This is a genomic window from Rossellomorea oryzaecorticis (assembly GCF_045897515.1).
In the GTDB taxonomy this organism is placed as follows: Bacteria; Bacillota; Bacilli; order Bacillales; family Bacillaceae_B; genus Rossellomorea; species Rossellomorea enclensis.
Map to the genome: position 1 here is coordinate 1 of NZ_JBJOSA010000007.1, position 16585 is coordinate 16585.

The window sequence follows — 16585 nt, forward strand, 5'->3', positions numbered from 1 at the left end:
GACGTACAGGCAGAAATGCAAGAGTTTAGAACTGACTTACAAGCGGACATGAAAGAGTTAAGATCTGACGTACAGGCAGAAATGCAAGAGTTTAGAACTGACTTACAAGCGGACATGAAAGAGTTAAGATCTGACGTACAGGCGGAAATGCAAGAGTTGAGATCTGACGTACAAGCCGACATGATGACGTTAAGAACTGACGTACAATCGAACATGAAAGAGTTAAGATCTGACTTAAAAGCGGACATGATGACGTTAAGAACTGATGTAAAAGACATTAAAGAAACAGTCAATCGAATTGAAGCCTCACAAACAGAAGATGTCATCGCGATGTTAAAAGTTGGCGCCCAACGCTCGGAAACGGACTTTCGTTACCTCAATACAAGAATTACAGACATCGATAAGCGGGTCTTCACCCTGGAAAATCGCCCCGAAAGTTAACCTGCACCATCAGAGTCAAACGTTTGAGCGATTGGCCAGAACCAATCTTCCGTATACCCTCATCATGATCCTCAAATCGGTTCCTTCAAAATCAAAATTCTAATTTCTAACCTGGAAGCATAGGGGAAGGCTCTCCTGTTTCCAAAGCATGCATACCTTCCCCGTGTTTCAAACGTATCCCCTCGAATCTCACTTATACTCATGCCACCTGAAATCCTCCTGCCTGAATATATTGGTGCCCTTCGGATAACCAAAGTAATAGAGTTTTTTTCCATTTTCATCAAAGGCCGTGGCATTAAGTTTGTCTATCTGTTTGCTAAACGGAAACAAAAACGTAACACGCTCCCCTTTACTCACATCCCTGCGTTCGACATGGGGCTCCACTCCCGCTTCGATATAAGCCACCTTTTCATCATTTGACAACACACTCAAATAAGTAAGGGCATTTTCTTTTGAGGTAACGCTCATCCCTCCAATAAGCTGGAGCGGGTCAGATGTATAGGGGGTATAGGTAGAGTACTTACTTCTATATAAAAACCCTGACTTTTCAGCTAATACTGTCATATACTCCTCTTTTACATCACTTTTGAATAAAAGAATCTCAGCCTCGCCAATCCCCTGTTGATCCACATATTCAAAGTCATCTGTCACGGCAGAATTACTTAGGGCGGCACTTTCCGGCGTGAACCGATAAGCACTCAACACAAATATGAATATGGCCACTCCAATTGACCCTGCTATCAATACAAGTCTTCTCATCCAATCCCTCCTTTTCCTTTTTTAACCTGCCAGCATGGGGATTCAACGCAAGAAAACTGTCCCGACAGTCTTCCCAATCCCATCCCTATTCACAAATCGACTCTTTTGCTATACTTCTAGAATACCTTTCACAAAAATCCGAGGTGTACTTCATGATCAATGCAACCGGCTGGGTGACTTTTTCCTATACACCCAAGGCCGTCAAAAACTATAGACCAAAAGCAATCAAAACCATCAATTCTTTCAGTAAAAACGGCCATACATTCGACGTCCAATCCGTCTCACCCCCATTCGACCGGGAAGGCGATATCGCCGTGCAGGTCAAATGCAACTTCGACATAAATATAAAAGAACGATATGGATTCCGCGAAGGTGCCGATTACATCAGTGTCATCTCAGATGAACTGCAGCTGCTGCTGCCGATGGCCGGCGTGCCGATTACGCAGATTACGAATATTTATAGGTTTTAAGGAGCGGTATGCCCCCTAAAAACGGCGCCTGCCCTTCAGTGGAGGGGCGTCTATATGAGTTGCTTTTCTAGAAAAACTCATACAATCCCTCATCAAAATATTGAAATTCTTCCTTTGTCACCCTATACCGCGTATATCCCTCATAAAAAGCCGTTACGTATTCAGTGTTATCCATAAACTTCCTTATTGCCAGGGACTCATCATATCGGGGATCACCCACTGTCATACCGGCTACATCAATAAACATCCGTACCTCTCCATCAACCACGAATACATTATCCGCTGTGCAGTCACCATGTATCATCGTCTGGTTTACGGGAGACGGTCTGTCAGCCTTCAAATTCTCTAATAAAGATAAATTTCCGTCACACTGGCCATTTTCAGCATAGTATTGTGCTTTAAGAAGCTGGTCTTGTAACCAATCACCCTCGCTTTTAAAAATATCCAGTGGTTCTTTTTCATGAAATTCATGAAGAAATCGTCCAAAACTCCTGATCAACGATTTCCTTTCGGTTACCGACGCCGCTTTGGTTAAAGCTGCCGTCAAGGACATTCCATCCTCAAATGACATGATCAGATGGTCACCGTCCTTTTCCTCAATAAAACCATAGTATTCAGGAACCGCTATGACTGTATTTCCACTCAGCTTTTTTAAAACCTTAGCCTCTTCCTTCAACCACTCTCGATATTTTTCCTTATAGGAGCTTTTAAGTAAATATGAACGATCCGCTGCTAAAATCCTCCGCACCTCCGAGGTCCAGCCTTGTTCGTCCAATGCGTTGGTCTTATGTATGGAACCTGTTATTTTCTCTATCTTTTCTTGTAAACTCTGATTCATTTCATCTACATCTCCAATTTTTTCGTATCTAAATGAAAATATTTCGAAGGTACAAAACACCGTATAACAAAGCTCCGCCAACCAGAATGAGCAGTGCAACCATCACAAAACCATAGATAAAGCCTTTTCCCATTGCAAATAAGTCTAAAAACATGTTCTTCATTTCATTCACTATCGCCTTCATAGAACCCCCTCATTTCCGTAAATTTACTACTGAGTTGACCAGGGACTGCCTCTCAGAGTGATTCACCCTGATTCCCTAGATTTTTCGACAAGTTGGTTGATAAACTGGAAAAGTGAAGTGTATTTTTTAAATGCTGCACGTAAATGTGGAAAGAGGAACGTATTTTTCAAAAGTGGAACGTAAATCCGGAAAGTGGAACGTATATTAAAATATAGATCACTGAGCACGGTCCTTATGCTACTTTTCTCATCGGATCGAGCTATGCAGTGAAGCATATTTGCAGATTCAGTTCATTTTTCCGTTAAAGAAGGAGAAGATACCACGCTTCCCTCGCGCTTCAGGAAACTATTAAGCACTAAAAAGTAACTAAACCCACTACTAAAATTCCAAGCATAATAGAAAAATAGATGTACCTTTTATTTATAAAAAAAATGATGATACATATCAGGGTAATGAATACCCAAAAGATGTTATCTGCTAATTCCGGCATGAGGTCCACAACAAATAGGTCAATTGTATTCTTTAGAAAATAGATTAGTATTAAGACAAGTAAGATCGAATCAGTTGTTTTATTTCCTTTATTCTTTCTAAGAGTTACCACCGAATTCCCCCTGTTAAAAGTACACAATACTGACTAGTAAATCCCGGAACTGTTTTTCAAAACCACCTTGTTAGTTTATCATAAATTTTCCATTTTACAGTAAAAATATAGTTGAACAGGGACGTGTTTCCAAAATAAAAAATAGTAGAGCAGGAACCGTCCCCGCCCTACTCTGCAGAATAAAATCACTTCGAAAACAATCTCCAATTACCTTCAGAAACCACTTCAACCTCACCATCTATCACTTTAATGGCCGTTTCATCATCAACCGCGTACGCCGGACCCTGCATCCCTGCTGCCCATTTCTCTGCAGCTGCCATGGTGTTATGCGGGAGCATCTCGTGATCCAGGTGCGGAAAGATTGAAAAGTCGACCAGTCCCAGAGCGTCATCTCCCCCGCCCGGCGGTGTCCAGCCGACGAAGAATTCCCCGATGTGAGGGGCCATCACCATGCTCCCGGCACTCATTCCCACATATACTGCCTTCAGCGATGGCAAAAGCTCTGCCATCCCGGATTTCTTCATCCAGTAATTCAGATACAACGCGTCGCCGCCAGATACCAGCAGAACGTCCGTCTCCTTGACCAGCGGCATCCACCGTTCTTCATCGATACTTGGCAGCGCCGTGAGCTCCAGCACGCCGACCGACTTCCAGCCAAGGTCCACCATGGGATTCTCCGAATTACCGCTGATGAAGTCCCAGGTTCTTACACCGGGTCCGACCCAGGGGTGTCCGTACATAGCGGTCGGGATGCACAGTGCGGTGGATTCGGCGATCGGCTTGTCGAGCATGCCGGTCAACGCATCATGTATGCTTTTGTTATTGACGCCTGCAGATGTGAGCAGTAGTTTCATCACTTCATCTCCTTGTGATTGTGAGGAAGGAATCACCTTGACAGGAATCCCTCACCCTTCTTCTCTCCATAAGAAATTCAACAAAAAAGGCCGTGAATCCTCCTTGGAGTACGGCCTTCTCAACTCTATGCAGAGGTCATTTCATTCCTACTAAAAATTCTTCTAAATTTGGAGATTGATTATATTTAATGGCAGCTTGTTTATCCTTTTTGATTATGGCTTCTGTTAAATCAATATCATTTATGCTTGCAATGGCCACTGCGTAATGGATAACATCCACTAACTCTTTTTCTAAAGATGCATCCCCGGAATCTGCTTTCCTGCCTTCCAGCTGGTTTAATACCTCTGCCACCTCGCCAACCTCTTCTACCAATTTCATAAACAGAGCAGAAGAAGTGCGCCCTTCTTTGTATTTTAATGCAAGGTAGTCTTGTAACTCATGGAATGTTAATTGCTTCATAGAAATCCTCACTTGTCATTTTTTAACCATAACTCCTTCTTTACTTTCATTTCAGCTCCGCTCGATTATGAAAAAACGAATGTCTCCCCTTTTACTTAAGAAGATAAATCACTTCTTTTTCTAAGCAAATACGGTGCTAACGCGTCACCCTTGAGCAGCCCTGTTGTACCTCTTGTAATATGGACGTACTCTTCAGCATCTTCAATATTCATCCAAGTAACCTCTTCTATTTCTTCAGGCCGGGTTATCGTAATCTCTCCACCGGTTATCTTTCCTCTGAACGTAAAGAAAACGGTGTGGTGCCCCCGGTCCTCAAAAAATCCCTCACCCACAGAAAAAATATCCCTTATTTCAGCATCCAGGCCTGTCTCTTCCTTCACTTCTCTAATCGCAGCTTCCTCAAGTGTTTCCCCTGGCTCTGCTGCACCTCCAGGAAGTGTATAATACGACCCGTTCTTCCCAGTATTTTTCACCAACAATACCTTCTCTCCCGGTTCATCAAATAGAAGCATATAGGTGACATCCACTCTTTTCATAAAACAACCCCCTCTTTATTTTCCTAATGCCGACTAACCAATTCATTCCATCAGCAAATGAACATCAACATGGTCATCCAGCCAAATTCAAAAAGCCTGTCCCACTAAGAAGGACAGATTTAACCCGCGATACCACCCACATTTTAACAATTATGCAGCTTCACCACTTCATCCACAAACATTTCAGCTGTATTCTCGACCGGAGGCATCCACAAACCTGGAATGGGCCCATATACAACTAGTTATGTTGGTTCAATAAGTTATTCCACAAAAACGCCGTTAATCCTCCTTGGATCAACGGCACCTTGCGTTGAACATGCACTTTCAAATTAAGGTAAAAACTAATCAGATAACCCGTTTTGTGCATGATTCAACAGTTTTATATTCTGATAAAAAACGTCAGGAGATTTCCAATCCCTGTACTTTTCAGGTATATCGATTTCCTCTATGCTACCGCATTCTCTAACTGCATCTTGCAGTTCATTTATGTAATGGATTAGTTGATTGACATCATCCTTGCCTCCCACGGAACCATGTCCCGGAATTGCCGCCTCAAAATCAAAATCTACAACCTTCCTTAAAATCTCAACCCATTTATCAGGGTTTGATTCTTCAAAAAATGTAGGGTGACAGCGTACAAATAATAAATCTCCCATGAAGATCACTTTTTCTTCCGGGATATATAGAATTGCATCACAAATGGAATGTCCACCCCCCAATGAGAAAAGTTTGGCACTGCAGGTTGTTCCGAAGAATGTCAATTCGCCATTGAAGGTTTGGTGGGGTAAAGTCAATTTTAAAGTCGGCAATGATCGTTCTAACTCACGCAGGAAATGTATTTGATCCTGTAATGCAGGATCATTCTTTTCACTCAGGGACTCAATGTAATGTGATAACCCTTGAAGATCATTTTTCTGCTTACTGATTCTTGAGGGATGAATCTCTTTCATTTTTGAATAGGTGATTTCACTTGATATAATGTTACGATCATTAAATGTTTGGTTACCTCGTATATGATCACCATGCCAATGACTATTGATCACCCATGTGATGGGCTGTTTAGTCACTTTTTCAGCAATATACCTTAAATCTTCTGATGCTTGCTGTGTGTTGAATGTATCAAACACCATCACCTTATCCCCTAAGTCAACAAAACCTGCATTCGCTGCTGATCCGCCGCCTTCCTTTGCTATTGCTGCATAAACACTGGGACTGACCTTTTCAAGATTAAAATGTTTACTATTAAATTCTTCTATCATTTGCCCTTCTCCCTTTATTTTAAATTTCTATTTATCTTTTTAAAAACCTTATTCCGCTCAACAACCGCACATCCGTTACGTTCGAATGTCTTAAGCATCGGAAGGTTGTTGTGACCAGTACTTCCAATGTAATAAGAAGCTTTAAAGTCCCTTTTTAAAATCTCCAGTGCTTGCTTATGAAGAAGTCTGCTTTTCCCCTTCCCTCTTTCGCCTGGGATGATTCCAAAATAAAAGAGCCTTCCCTCTTCTGAAGTCCCGGGTTCTATATGAGGCATAACAACCCCGATTGGAGCTCCATTTTCATAAGCAATCATGCAGGATTTCTTATAGTCATCGCCTAATTCCATCTCTACACTTCGCATTTGTTCATCCATATTCAGTGAGGATGGCGCATTTAATGATCCTTTCATGGAAGCTTCCCAGACCCTTTTAAACTCTGCTACCGGAAGTTCAGATAAATCCTTTAATAAAAAACCGTCTTCAAATTCAGCTAATTCATCAAGCACCTTGCGAACCGTGACGTTCTTATCATGTAACTTAAACCCATACTCTTTTAAAAGAGTGGCTGTCTCTTTGCTGAATTTACGATCCACAAGGATATTTACATTTTTACTGGTTTGTATAAATGGCTGTTTCATCAAATATGGTATAAGTTCCATTAGTTCTTGATCCGTCAGGCTGCTTGTATGTTCGATCGTGACAATATTTTCTCCTTTTACAAGTTTAATCTTTGCCATTAAGTCAGAAACGTTGTGTGACTGTTTTCTATCCATACATTCCACCTCTCTCTTTTTTTGGGTTAGCCGTGGATGGTTCTCATCCTGCTTTTGCTGGATACGTTTCTCCACACCTTTAGTAAAAATATTTGGTGGTGAAAATACAATTCTTAAAAAGCAGAGCGGGAATCGTCCCCGCTCTACTAGATTACTTGCATCGCCGAACGATATCATTAACAACCTGTCCGATTGGAACAGCAGCGTCGATGATGATTCCGTCTTTAGGAATATCTTCTTTCGTTTGATGCAATCGTAAAACGAATTCCCGCTCCTTTTTCTTTCCCCCAAACTCATCTTGGGGTCGATCATCAAGGCGCCTCTTCAATGTGGCACTATCAACTTCGAGTACAAACACTCCGTCAAATAGATGGATGAATTTCGAATAGTTCCTGGACCCGCCGCAGAAAAATGTTACCTCATGATCCTGGTTGGCGATTAAAGATTTAACTTTCTCTACATCCCAAATATGATTCTCGTGCGAAGCGGTACCCGTCCGCTTACCCGTTTCCGGATCTCCCTGATAAGCCAATTCACGGTCACCATGAATGGAGTGGTAACCGCGTTTCTGCAATTCATTGCAGACCGAAGTTTTACCGGTACAGGAAACGCCTTCGATCAAATAATTTTTCTTTCCCATTGCTGGACCCCCTTTTAAGCATGTAGAATCATGGGGACGGTTCTCGTGCTTCTTTTTTGTGAATTAGATGAAAGCAGCAGAATCGACCCGATGCTTCATGGCTTTCCACACCGTCTGTGAAGATACTTGGTGGTGAAGTTCAATTCTTAAAAAGCAGAATAGGAACCGTCCCCACCCTACTCTTCGCTGCTGAACCGCTGCCTTCCTTTGCTATCGCTGCATAAACATTGGGACTGACCTTCTGCAGCATGAAATGTTTACTATTAAAACCTTCTAGCATTTTCATTCCCCCATTTGCAATATTTCTTAGTACTGCTTCCGAAGTAAGTGAACCGGATCAGTGTTTCCCAAACATAATTCCTGCCCCTTTGATATCTCGATACCAACCTGAATTCATGGCAACTGGAAACATAATGAAACACGTTCAGATCCATCCCTGTAACTTCCTTTGGGTATTCAATACAGTTTCACCGTGTCTTGTTACAGAAAGTCTAAGCAACCTATTCATCTCCTTACACAATCGAGTATAAGTAACATTTTACCATTAAAGCTAGGATAGTCGTTTCAAACTCACCCCACATAAAAGGAGGGCTGTGCTTAAAAGGAGGCGAAGGAACAAGCAAGATGGCCAAAAACCACAAAAAGGGACAAGGCGGCCGCCTTGTCCCTTTTTAAAACTATTCGCAGTGAACCTAACACTCTCTCTTACCTTAATTGTGCCAGTCCCCCACTGTTCTTATCTAAGCACGCAATAAAGCCCCATTTGGCTCTTTTAACTCCTGCTCTACTATTTGATTCATCTTAGAGAAGTGTTCCAGAAATTGTTGTGCCAGCTCTTGTTCCTCCGTGTCACTTTTCAATGAGACGATGTCGCGCAAAATCTGAGCCATCCACGAATTATCAAAATAACGGTACTTCCCTGTATTCCAAGTCGTTTTTCGAGGGGATTTTTCATTAACATAGTACTTCCAAAAAGGCATCTGCTTCGATTCCTCGTCTGTAAGTTTCAGTCTGTAATGGGAATGGGCAGGAATATTCCCATCTTCACAAAGTTTACCGATGAAATTATCCTTCACCATATAGACTCCTAATATCCGTCTGTCTTTTTCAGGGATGCCGGGATCGACCGTTGTCAGAAGGACCGCACTGTTTTGATGTAAGCGACTTGGCTTGTTTGGCTTACCCTTATTATTACCACTTTTTATTTCACCAGAGGAAACCGTCCAATCTGAAAAGGGGCTACTCTGTTCTTCTGTATCGCACCGATAAACCATCTGCGATTCGGGATGAAGTTTATGATTTTTCATAAGTTTTTCATGATCCGCTCGAAGCTCCTGGTATTTTCTTTGCCGTGCCTTTTCCTCTTCCTTCTGCATTTCTTCCTCTTTGAGTTCCATTTCCTGCTCGTGTAAAATTTTTTCAAGTGAATTGGCAGCATTTTTATCATGTAGTTTCAAGTGCTGTCCAAATACATCCGGGTAAACAAATTTTTTATTTTCCGAGGCGAAATGTATTTCAACTACCGTATCATTTTGTTTAACGATACTTCCCGTACCAAACCGCTCATGTGTAACTTTCTTATTGATTAAATTCAATATATTAGTCCTCCTTGTATAATATCTCGGGTCCTATTGCCTAAAAGCTCACAAAAACTGTTTGAATTCTCCTACGGAATAAATATGATTTTTAACTAAACGTTCAATATAAAAAAATCACTTGGTAATAATTATAGCATTTTTATGATAAAAATACAAATTAAGTGTTGACAACCTATTTTATTGCGAGGTAAAATAAAGTTTTGCTCAAATCTTAATGATCGTTCACCCCTGGAAGCATGGGGACGGTTCTGCCGCTTCCTACTAATCAAAAAGGAACACGAGAAGCGTCCCCATGCTTCATTTTTCTATAAAAAAAGTAGAGCGGGAACCGTCCCCACCCTACCTCTACTCCAAGCACGAAAGCTCTATCGTTACAACTGTTCCTTTTCCTTCTTCACTATCAAAAGAGATTTTCCCATTATGCTGATGGGTGATCTTCAGGCACCGCATCAATCCGAGGCCCGTCCCTTTTTCTTTGATGGAATAGTAAGGCTCACAGAGGTGCTTTAACCGGGCTTGACTGATCCCTTTTCCGTTATCGATTACACGGATCCGGGCTTTATCTTCCATACGGTCCAGCTTTACGATAAGGTGCCCGGCCGGTGACATGGCTTCGATCGAATTTTTGAACAGGTTGATAAAAAGCTGTTTGAGCTGCGGCTTGATACCGTGTAAAAGCAGCCCATCATGAAAATCGGATTCTATAACCGTTGTGATTTGTTTGCCATTTAGTTCCGTCCCCACTGCAGTAAGGGCGGACTGTATGATGCCGACCATTTCAACATCCGTCCATTCATCATCCTGCGAGTGGGACAGTTCAATGAATTCATCGGTAAAGCGATTGATTTGTTCCAGCTCTGTTTTGATAACGGGGAGGAAATCAAATAGTTTATTTTTATCATCGCCTTCTTCAATCAATTTTAAAAACCCCATGATCCCTGTAAGCGGGTTACGGATTTCATGTGCGATCCCCGACGCCAGCTGTCCAACCAATGCAAGTTTTTCAGACTGTTTAAGGAGCAGATCCATTTCCTTTTTCTTTGTGATATCTCGAAAGGTGGAAATCACATATTCAATCTTTTCGCTGCTGCCTAATTCAAAAATGGCTCTCGTGTCAACGAGTATCCATCTCTTTTCGTTTCTTAGAGGATTATGGATGGACATTTCTACATTGCTATGGGATTCTCCGGTACGTAACGTTTTCATAGCCGGATGTTCTTCCCCTGAGATGCCATCGCCTGAATCATTTAATGCTTCCCACTCCTCATTCATGGAAGACATTGTGATTAATGCCTTTTCACTGTATCCAAGAATGTCACTTGCATTTTTGTTCGCGTAAACGATTTTCCCGGTCGAATCTTGAAGGACCACACCGCTGGTCACGGCTTCATAGATCCTTTTATGATGCTCTTCAAGTGCTTTCTTTTCAGTGATATCACGGGTCACACCGACAACCTTCTTGATGACGTGGTCTTTTAAAATGATCGGTGACAATACACTGTGAAAATAGTGCTTCTTATCGTTTATCGTGAATTCCCATTCAAATTCAGTCGTTTTCCCTGATAACGCCTGCCGGGCTGCATCCAGGTGCAGAGGGGAACCGTTGAAGATCTTCTCAATCGACTCCCCTTCGAACATTTCCTTCGTGAACCCGTTTGATTCGATCCACTTTCCGAATACGCTCATGACAGTCAACAATTGATCAATCGTGAAAACGAAGTCGTCCATGGACGAGACCAGTGTTTTATATTTTTCCTTGCTGTTTTCCAGCTCATTAAGAGAATGAACTTGTTCGGTGATATCCACTCCTGTCGCTACAACATACTCTATATTTCCGGTTGGATCGTTGAATACGACATTTTTCCATTTGATGTGTCTTTTTTCACCATTCTTTATCAACCAATAATTCTCGTAATCAGAGGGGATTTTCCCGGACAAATAGTTGTCTATGATTCCGTTTTCTTCGTCTTTTTCTAAAAAAAGTTCCCAAAACTTCATGTATTGCACTTCTTCGAGCCGGTACCCGCTGAACGATTCCGTGAAGTTATTCCAATGAGCAATGCGTCCTTCCTTATCTAGGATCAATACAATGGACTGTGTGGTGTTCATGATGGTATTAAGGTAATTGTTTTCTTCTTTAAGGACTTCGTGATAACAGCAGGGGGTCGAATATTCTTTCAGCAGGCAGAAAACGATGCGTTTCCCTTCTATGTCATTCAAGGATACATTCAATTCCACAGGAATCATGGTGCCGTTTCCATCCGGAACATCAAGGATCGTTGTGAATTTTTCATTTGTAAAAAAGAGATTTTTAATTGTGCTGAATGCGAGGGGGGACAGGTGGCTGAAAAAGGACATCACATCTTTCTCCATCAACTCTTTTTCCGGAAGCTTCAGTAAAGCACAGGCTGCTTCATTCACTTCAAAAAGTCGATAATGATCAATCTCCTCGTTCACTATTTCAATCAGTAAGACCGGATATGCTAGCTTTTTAATAATGTCTCGATACAGGGACGGATCATTTCCTACCATCTCCATCTCCATAGGGCACCTCCTGACTGCATTTTTTGCGGGTGATGCTGTAAATATAATAGCCCGGAACAGGTGAATATTTTACTACAGAGACACAAATACGAAAGGTATGTTTCTATTATTTTATCACAAAATAGGCAAAAAGAAGGGTGCGCACTCTTACTTGGTAAAATATTTATATGTAATTTATCTTGTGTGAGCGTTGTATCCCCCCATTTTCCATACATATGAAAAAGGAAGCAAAGGTGCCGTCCCTTGCTTCCTATCAGTAGTATAGTAGATTGATGGAATTGAAAGAGAGGACAGTGGGAATAAACTGCTTAAAGTATGATGGTTTCATGAGGTTTGCTGAAGTGAGTTGTTCCCCCACCTCCGACTGTCACCGTGCCTCTTTTCGGGAAAATGACCAGCCTGCTCGAGCCATCGTTTAATAAAACTTCCATTTGAGAACGTTCAGCCAATGCAACATAGATCACATAGCCTGTTGGGGAAATAACGGTCTTCCAGTTATCATCAAACTCTGCTCGTTCCACACGATTTGAAAAGGTCTGATTGGTAAGGCTTGTGGAATTTGATTTCTTCATTTACTTACCTCCCTTCTTTTTATGTAAAGCTCTCTATATCATATTCATAATTTGAAAATCTGTATGGACAAGTATACGGGCGGTCGAGATGTATTCGGGTGATTAGAATAATGATCGAAGGAAGTTAGATTTAGAACTTATAGTAATCTATTAATTTCATAATTGGACAACCCTTTTTTGATTCTTGTTATGTTCGCTTATACCTTCTCTCTTTTATTTCATAGTATGAACAATATAAGAGGCCTCTTATAAAGAAAGCTGTAAGAGGGAGGTGAAGTTAAATGAATACTCTAAGTTCTTTACTTTGTCTTCTTGGGAAATTCTTAGTCTATCTTCTATTGATTGTTGTGGCTCTGCTTGCAGACTTATTGATCAACACTACTACCGGAGATAGGATTAGAGAACTTGCCAGATCTATTGCTGGTCAACCTTGTTAATGGTAGAATAACAAACCCTTTGCAGCAAAAAACCTGGAAGGATAGCAAATAACCTTCCAGGTTTTTTTAAAAATACTTCCTTACATAGAAGCACGGAGAAGGTTCTTGTGCTTTCTGTGGACCAAACAGGTATTATGGCAGCAGCACCTAACCTTTGTATGTTTTTTAATTTATGTTGAATTAACCTTTATAATCATCATCCTCAGGATCCTTTACTTTACCGTTAAGAATGTCGTCCAACGGAGTATAATGATTGGAAGGGAGCTTCTTTTTCCTAATAGCTTTTATGAATATAAACGCTGGTATGGCAATATAAACTGCAAATGCAAGTCCACTGGTTAATAATTCTTGAATGGTATTCATCATTTCCATACTCATTACCTCCCACTATAGTGAACGTTTAAGGGGGCAGCCCTGGACGTTTCTGATCCTGCTTCACATCGTCAGTGAAGAGGTTTAGTGGTGCAGATCAATATAATGGGAACCGTCCCCACGCTGCCCCAATCAACCGGCATAATGCAGAATCAACCTATACAGCGCTACACAACACCCTAATATACTGGCTTTCATTTTAGATGGATGTTTTCTTTTACTTAGAAACATATAAAATAATACAACGATAAATCCTAAAGGAAACCACAGCTCGAAGGTGCCTTCTTTTGTATCCCTGGAAAAAACGGGACCGATGTGCGTACTGATCAAAAAGTAAATAAACACTTTGTAACGGCCTGTTTCTAATTGTTTACTCCACCTGACTAAAAAGAAAAGAATAACGATGGCAAAGATGGTAATGAATATAGGCGGGAGAACAATAGAAAAGTCACCAAGACTGAATGCCACCGGATATACCCCCTTTTTGCTTCTGTATGTATATTCCTGCAGATCTTACGAGACAAGGAATCCGTTCAGCCGGCCACATATTCAACTATTGAAGCGTGTATTGGAAAAACGCTCTTCCCTATAAGGGGCAGGCAGTCCGGATTGGATATTTGGTCTATTTAAAACGAATTGTTTAAATCGTTTGCTATCTTCTTGAAAAATTCAGGTATGGGTATACCTGCATCCATAAAAAACAACTCACTTATCACAAGAAATAAAAGTGCCATCACGAAAAAAGAAACGATAAATACTGTCCACGCTTTGCTCACATTATTTCGTTTTACCTTTTTATGCTTCTTCTTTCTATATAAGCTTTGCGCAATTCTCAGCCGTTGATTTTTTTCTTGCTTGTTGAAATTCATCGTTAAATTCCCTTCCTGCCATAACCAATTCATTAAATAGTATATTCATTTAAATTACATTTTTACTAATTATTTCAAATAACAAGTGATTGTACAACCCTGTATTTCCAAACAGGTTCAAAAAAGAAAAAGAGCCTCACACCTGAAAATGGGTTGAAGCTCTTTACGATTAAAAGAAGGTTCCTTCGTATTTTAATGAATAGTAAGTTCTTTGTCTTTTATTCAATTAAATTGACCGATGATAAAAAAGCAATGCCCCGGAGTCAGTGGGATTGCTACCATTAATGGAACAAGGGGAGCCATCCATTACCCTGGAATTTCTCCCCCTACTTTCTCTGAATGGGCGATACTACTCTTCCCATAACATCATCCCGAATCCTGAATGTGTTCTTCATTGTTTATTTCCTTTCTTTAGGGGAAAGACACTATTAACAACAACAAAGGAGGAATTCATTATCTCACACGATCCAAAACAAGCGGCCGCACAGATGAATGAAGACAATAAAGAGGACATCCTGCAGCATTTCGACTCTTTCAAGAACTACCTGGGAAATCAGGTTCAAAGGGGAGAGAAGTTAGGTCTTAGTGAGGAGGCTCTTTCCAAGGGGGCTAAGCGCGTAGCAGACTATTTAGCGGAGCACGAGGAACCGAGAAACCGGGAGCAGAAAGTATTGAATGAGATGTGGAGCGTGGCCAATAAAGAAGAGCGGGAACATATGGCTCATGTACTGGTCAAGCTTGCTGACCAAACCAACTAAATCACGCAATAACGCCCGCAGCGATTTAGACCGCTGCGGGCGTTATTTTATGAAGAAACATTTACATGCATATAAGTCAGGGCATCTTTCACCGTAGCAAACGTGGGAATCGATGTTAGGTCGATGTTCTGGTTCGCAGCACTCATGACCATTTCCGGTCTTAATCCCGTGATGATGGTGCGAACGCCCAGTAAGTCCAGCACTCTTGTAATCTTAAATAAAGTATCCGTCACCACTTGATTTAATGTATAGACACCAGAGACGTCGATGATGACATGATTCACGTCCTGTTTCCTTACTTTGGCCGGAATGATATCGAATAGTAAGCGCGCTTTCTCTTCATCGATCGTCCCGACGATCGGGAGGACGGCAATATCGTCCAGCAAAGGAACCAGTACGGCGGATAATTCGTTTATTTCAGCCGCCATATCCATTTGCTTCTTTTCTCTTTCTTTCTTATCCGTGATGTCATATACATACGTCTGAATCGCCTGAGTATCCCCTATCATCAGCGGATGACAGTACAATTCGACTTCGACTGCCGTTCCGTCCGTTCGATAGACCGTCTCTTCAATGACATCGGCGGGCTTTCCGTACGCAGATTGAATTCGTTTCCTGATTGCGTCCTTTGAGGAATCCTTGAAAATATCCAAGGGACTTTGACCCACAACACCTTCTTTATCCGTTCGAAAAAATTCTTCCGCAGCCCCGTTCACATATAGGATTCTGTAATCCGTATGTATAATCAATGGGTCCAGTGAATACTCCATAACCTCGAGATAATCTATTTCTGATATATCTTCGCTCATAATGATCACTCCTCTCATCTAACGATATCGTTATTCACTGTAAGACGCAACAAATCGGAATGATATAAATCGATAGATGAGAGAGAGCAGGAGTGTGCAAAACTTGAACTTCGATCATCAAGTTGATGGACTTGAAATGATTGCTTACCTGCATATGCATATAAGTATTCCCCATCCTTTCCTGCCCCTTGAATCAATGCGGAACTTCGATAGTTCCCGAATCTTTTAACACGTAGATAATGGTCTCTTAGTGCTTTTTACTATTAAATGACTTTTTTTTTCAACCTCCCAAAGAGTCGAACGAATGAATTCATATTAAGTAACATTGCACTAAGAGCAGTAATGATGCTTGATATGTAAAATCCAAATGCATAGGAAGGAATGTTCCTTTCATGGACACTATCATTAATTTCAAAAAGTAAGAAGTGCACCCCGATTCCTTCTCCATCTACATCAGTCCCTAAGTCAGATAGTTGTAAACCCTTTTGAAACATTAATATTGAAAGAACCACAAGAAAAGCCGATAAGCCCCAGCGAATATTATATGACAATTAAATCCCCCTTTTCTCTCTTCATAATTAACATTTTTATTTTTTCTCCGAATACTTTTTTCATCTTTACACCTTCTTCTACAGTGAAGTCCACTTTTAAATATTTCTGCCTTACCCTTATTAATCAACAATTTTTTCTATTTTTTGTGCTTTTTATTATGCACTGCTAAAAATTCTTCTAGAAGATTACAAAGTTCATTAATAATGATATCATTCTATCCCAAACCGACTCCTCCCAGTAACCCTCTCCCTACTAAATC

General features: G+C 41.0%; 21 protein-coding genes. 3 read left to right on the forward strand and 18 right to left on the reverse strand.

Annotated features, from left to right (window positions below):
• Positions 1 to 441, forward strand: a 441-nt coding sequence (locus ACKA06_RS10215; RefSeq protein ID WP_411159540.1) for a hypothetical protein, incomplete at its 5' end; no start/stop codon positions are given.
• Positions 442 to 630: 189 nt separating this feature from the next.
• Here ACKA06_RS10215 and ACKA06_RS10220 read toward each other — a convergent pair.
• On the reverse strand, positions 631 to 1200 hold the full coding sequence (locus ACKA06_RS10220; RefSeq protein ID WP_411159541.1) for a hypothetical protein: 570 nt from the start codon (positions 1198 to 1200) through the stop codon (positions 631 to 633).
• A gap of 152 nt (positions 1201 to 1352) precedes the next feature.
• Between ACKA06_RS10220 and ACKA06_RS10225 the strand changes: the two genes are divergently transcribed.
• Positions 1353 to 1670 carry a hypothetical protein gene (locus tag ACKA06_RS10225; protein ID WP_411159542.1) on the forward strand — a complete coding sequence of 106 codons (318 nt, stop codon included), beginning with the start codon at positions 1353 to 1355 and terminating at the stop codon, positions 1668 to 1670.
• 67 nt (positions 1671 to 1737) lie between these two features.
• Here the strand turns inward: ACKA06_RS10225 and ACKA06_RS10230 are convergent, their stop codons facing one another.
• The 15 genes from ACKA06_RS10230 to ACKA06_RS10300 all read right to left on the reverse strand — a co-directional run bounded on the left by ACKA06_RS10230 (position 1738) and on the right by ACKA06_RS10300 (position 14207).
• Positions 1738 to 2508 (reverse strand): phosphotransferase family protein, encoded by a 771-nt coding sequence (locus ACKA06_RS10230; RefSeq protein ID WP_411159543.1) that lies wholly within the window; start codon positions 2506 to 2508, stop codon positions 1738 to 1740.
• Between the two features lie 28 nt (positions 2509 to 2536).
• The gene (locus ACKA06_RS10235; RefSeq protein ID WP_411159544.1) at positions 2537 to 2692 is read right to left on the reverse strand and encodes a hypothetical protein; all 156 of its coding nucleotides are present in this window, start codon (positions 2690 to 2692) and stop codon (positions 2537 to 2539) included.
• 786 nt (positions 2693 to 3478) lie between these two features.
• Positions 3479 to 4147, reverse strand: a complete 669-nt coding sequence (locus ACKA06_RS10240; protein WP_411159545.1) for a Type 1 glutamine amidotransferase-like domain-containing protein — start codon at positions 4145 to 4147, stop codon at positions 3479 to 3481.
• A gap of 136 nt (positions 4148 to 4283) precedes the next feature.
• Positions 4284 to 4607, reverse strand: coding sequence for a MazG nucleotide pyrophosphohydrolase domain-containing protein (locus tag ACKA06_RS10245; protein WP_411159546.1), 324 nt, complete (start codon positions 4605 to 4607; stop codon positions 4284 to 4286).
• 95 nt (positions 4608 to 4702) lie between these two features.
• Positions 4703 to 5143, reverse strand: coding sequence for an NUDIX hydrolase (locus tag ACKA06_RS10250; protein WP_411159547.1), 441 nt, complete (start codon positions 5141 to 5143; stop codon positions 4703 to 4705).
• A 341-nt stretch (positions 5144 to 5484) separates the two neighbouring features.
• Positions 5485 to 6402, reverse strand: a complete 918-nt coding sequence (locus ACKA06_RS10255) for an MBL fold metallo-hydrolase (RefSeq protein WP_411159548.1) — start codon at positions 6400 to 6402, stop codon at positions 5485 to 5487.
• A gap of 14 nt (positions 6403 to 6416) precedes the next feature.
• A complete protein-coding gene (locus ACKA06_RS10260; RefSeq protein WP_411159549.1) occupies positions 6417 to 7175 on the reverse strand; it encodes a GNAT family N-acetyltransferase in 759 nt (252 codons plus the stop codon).
• A 151-nt stretch (positions 7176 to 7326) separates the two neighbouring features.
• The gene (locus tag ACKA06_RS10265) at positions 7327 to 7815 is read right to left on the reverse strand and encodes an AAA family ATPase (protein ID WP_411159550.1); all 489 of its coding nucleotides are present in this window, start codon (positions 7813 to 7815) and stop codon (positions 7327 to 7329) included.
• Between the two features lie 139 nt (positions 7816 to 7954).
• Positions 7955 to 8095 carry a hypothetical protein gene (locus tag ACKA06_RS10270; RefSeq protein WP_411159551.1) on the reverse strand — a complete coding sequence of 47 codons (141 nt, stop codon included), beginning with the start codon at positions 8093 to 8095 and terminating at the stop codon, positions 7955 to 7957.
• Positions 8096 to 8555: 460 nt separating this feature from the next.
• Positions 8556 to 9410, reverse strand: coding sequence for a malate synthase (locus ACKA06_RS10275; RefSeq protein ID WP_411159552.1), 855 nt, complete (start codon positions 9408 to 9410; stop codon positions 8556 to 8558).
• 348 nt (positions 9411 to 9758) lie between these two features.
• Complete coding sequence (locus tag ACKA06_RS10280; protein ID WP_411159553.1) at positions 9759 to 11957, reverse strand: PAS domain S-box protein; 2199 nt, start codon at positions 11955 to 11957, stop codon at positions 9759 to 9761.
• Between the two features lie 308 nt (positions 11958 to 12265).
• A complete protein-coding gene (locus ACKA06_RS10285; RefSeq protein ID WP_411159554.1) occupies positions 12266 to 12529 on the reverse strand; it encodes a hypothetical protein in 264 nt (87 codons plus the stop codon).
• A gap of 617 nt (positions 12530 to 13146) precedes the next feature.
• Positions 13147 to 13338 carry a hypothetical protein gene (locus tag ACKA06_RS10290; protein WP_411159555.1) on the reverse strand — a complete coding sequence of 64 codons (192 nt, stop codon included), beginning with the start codon at positions 13336 to 13338 and terminating at the stop codon, positions 13147 to 13149.
• Positions 13339 to 13470: 132 nt separating this feature from the next.
• Positions 13471 to 13806, reverse strand: coding sequence for a hypothetical protein (locus ACKA06_RS10295; protein WP_411159556.1), 336 nt, complete (start codon positions 13804 to 13806; stop codon positions 13471 to 13473).
• A 158-nt stretch (positions 13807 to 13964) separates the two neighbouring features.
• Positions 13965 to 14207: a hypothetical protein gene (locus ACKA06_RS10300; RefSeq protein WP_411159557.1), complete on the reverse strand. Its 243-nt coding sequence runs from the start codon at positions 14205 to 14207 to the stop codon at positions 13965 to 13967.
• Positions 14208 to 14479: 272 nt separating this feature from the next.
• On the opposite strand from ACKA06_RS10300, the gene ACKA06_RS10305 reads away from it, so the two are divergent.
• On the forward strand, positions 14480 to 14965 hold the full coding sequence (locus tag ACKA06_RS10305; protein ID WP_411159558.1) for a DUF3243 domain-containing protein: 486 nt from the start codon (positions 14480 to 14482) through the stop codon (positions 14963 to 14965).
• Positions 14966 to 15012: 47 nt separating this feature from the next.
• Here ACKA06_RS10305 and ACKA06_RS10310 read toward each other — a convergent pair whose 3' ends face one another.
• Together ACKA06_RS10310 and ACKA06_RS10315 are read right to left on the reverse strand one after the other, a co-directional pair.
• A complete protein-coding gene (locus tag ACKA06_RS10310) occupies positions 15013 to 15774 on the reverse strand; it encodes a PAS domain S-box protein (RefSeq protein ID WP_032086005.1) in 762 nt (253 codons plus the stop codon).
• Between the two features lie 263 nt (positions 15775 to 16037).
• Positions 16038 to 16325 carry a hypothetical protein gene (locus ACKA06_RS10315; protein ID WP_411159559.1) on the reverse strand — a complete coding sequence of 96 codons (288 nt, stop codon included), beginning with the start codon at positions 16323 to 16325 and terminating at the stop codon, positions 16038 to 16040.
• Positions 16326 to 16585: the final 260 nt, after the last annotated feature.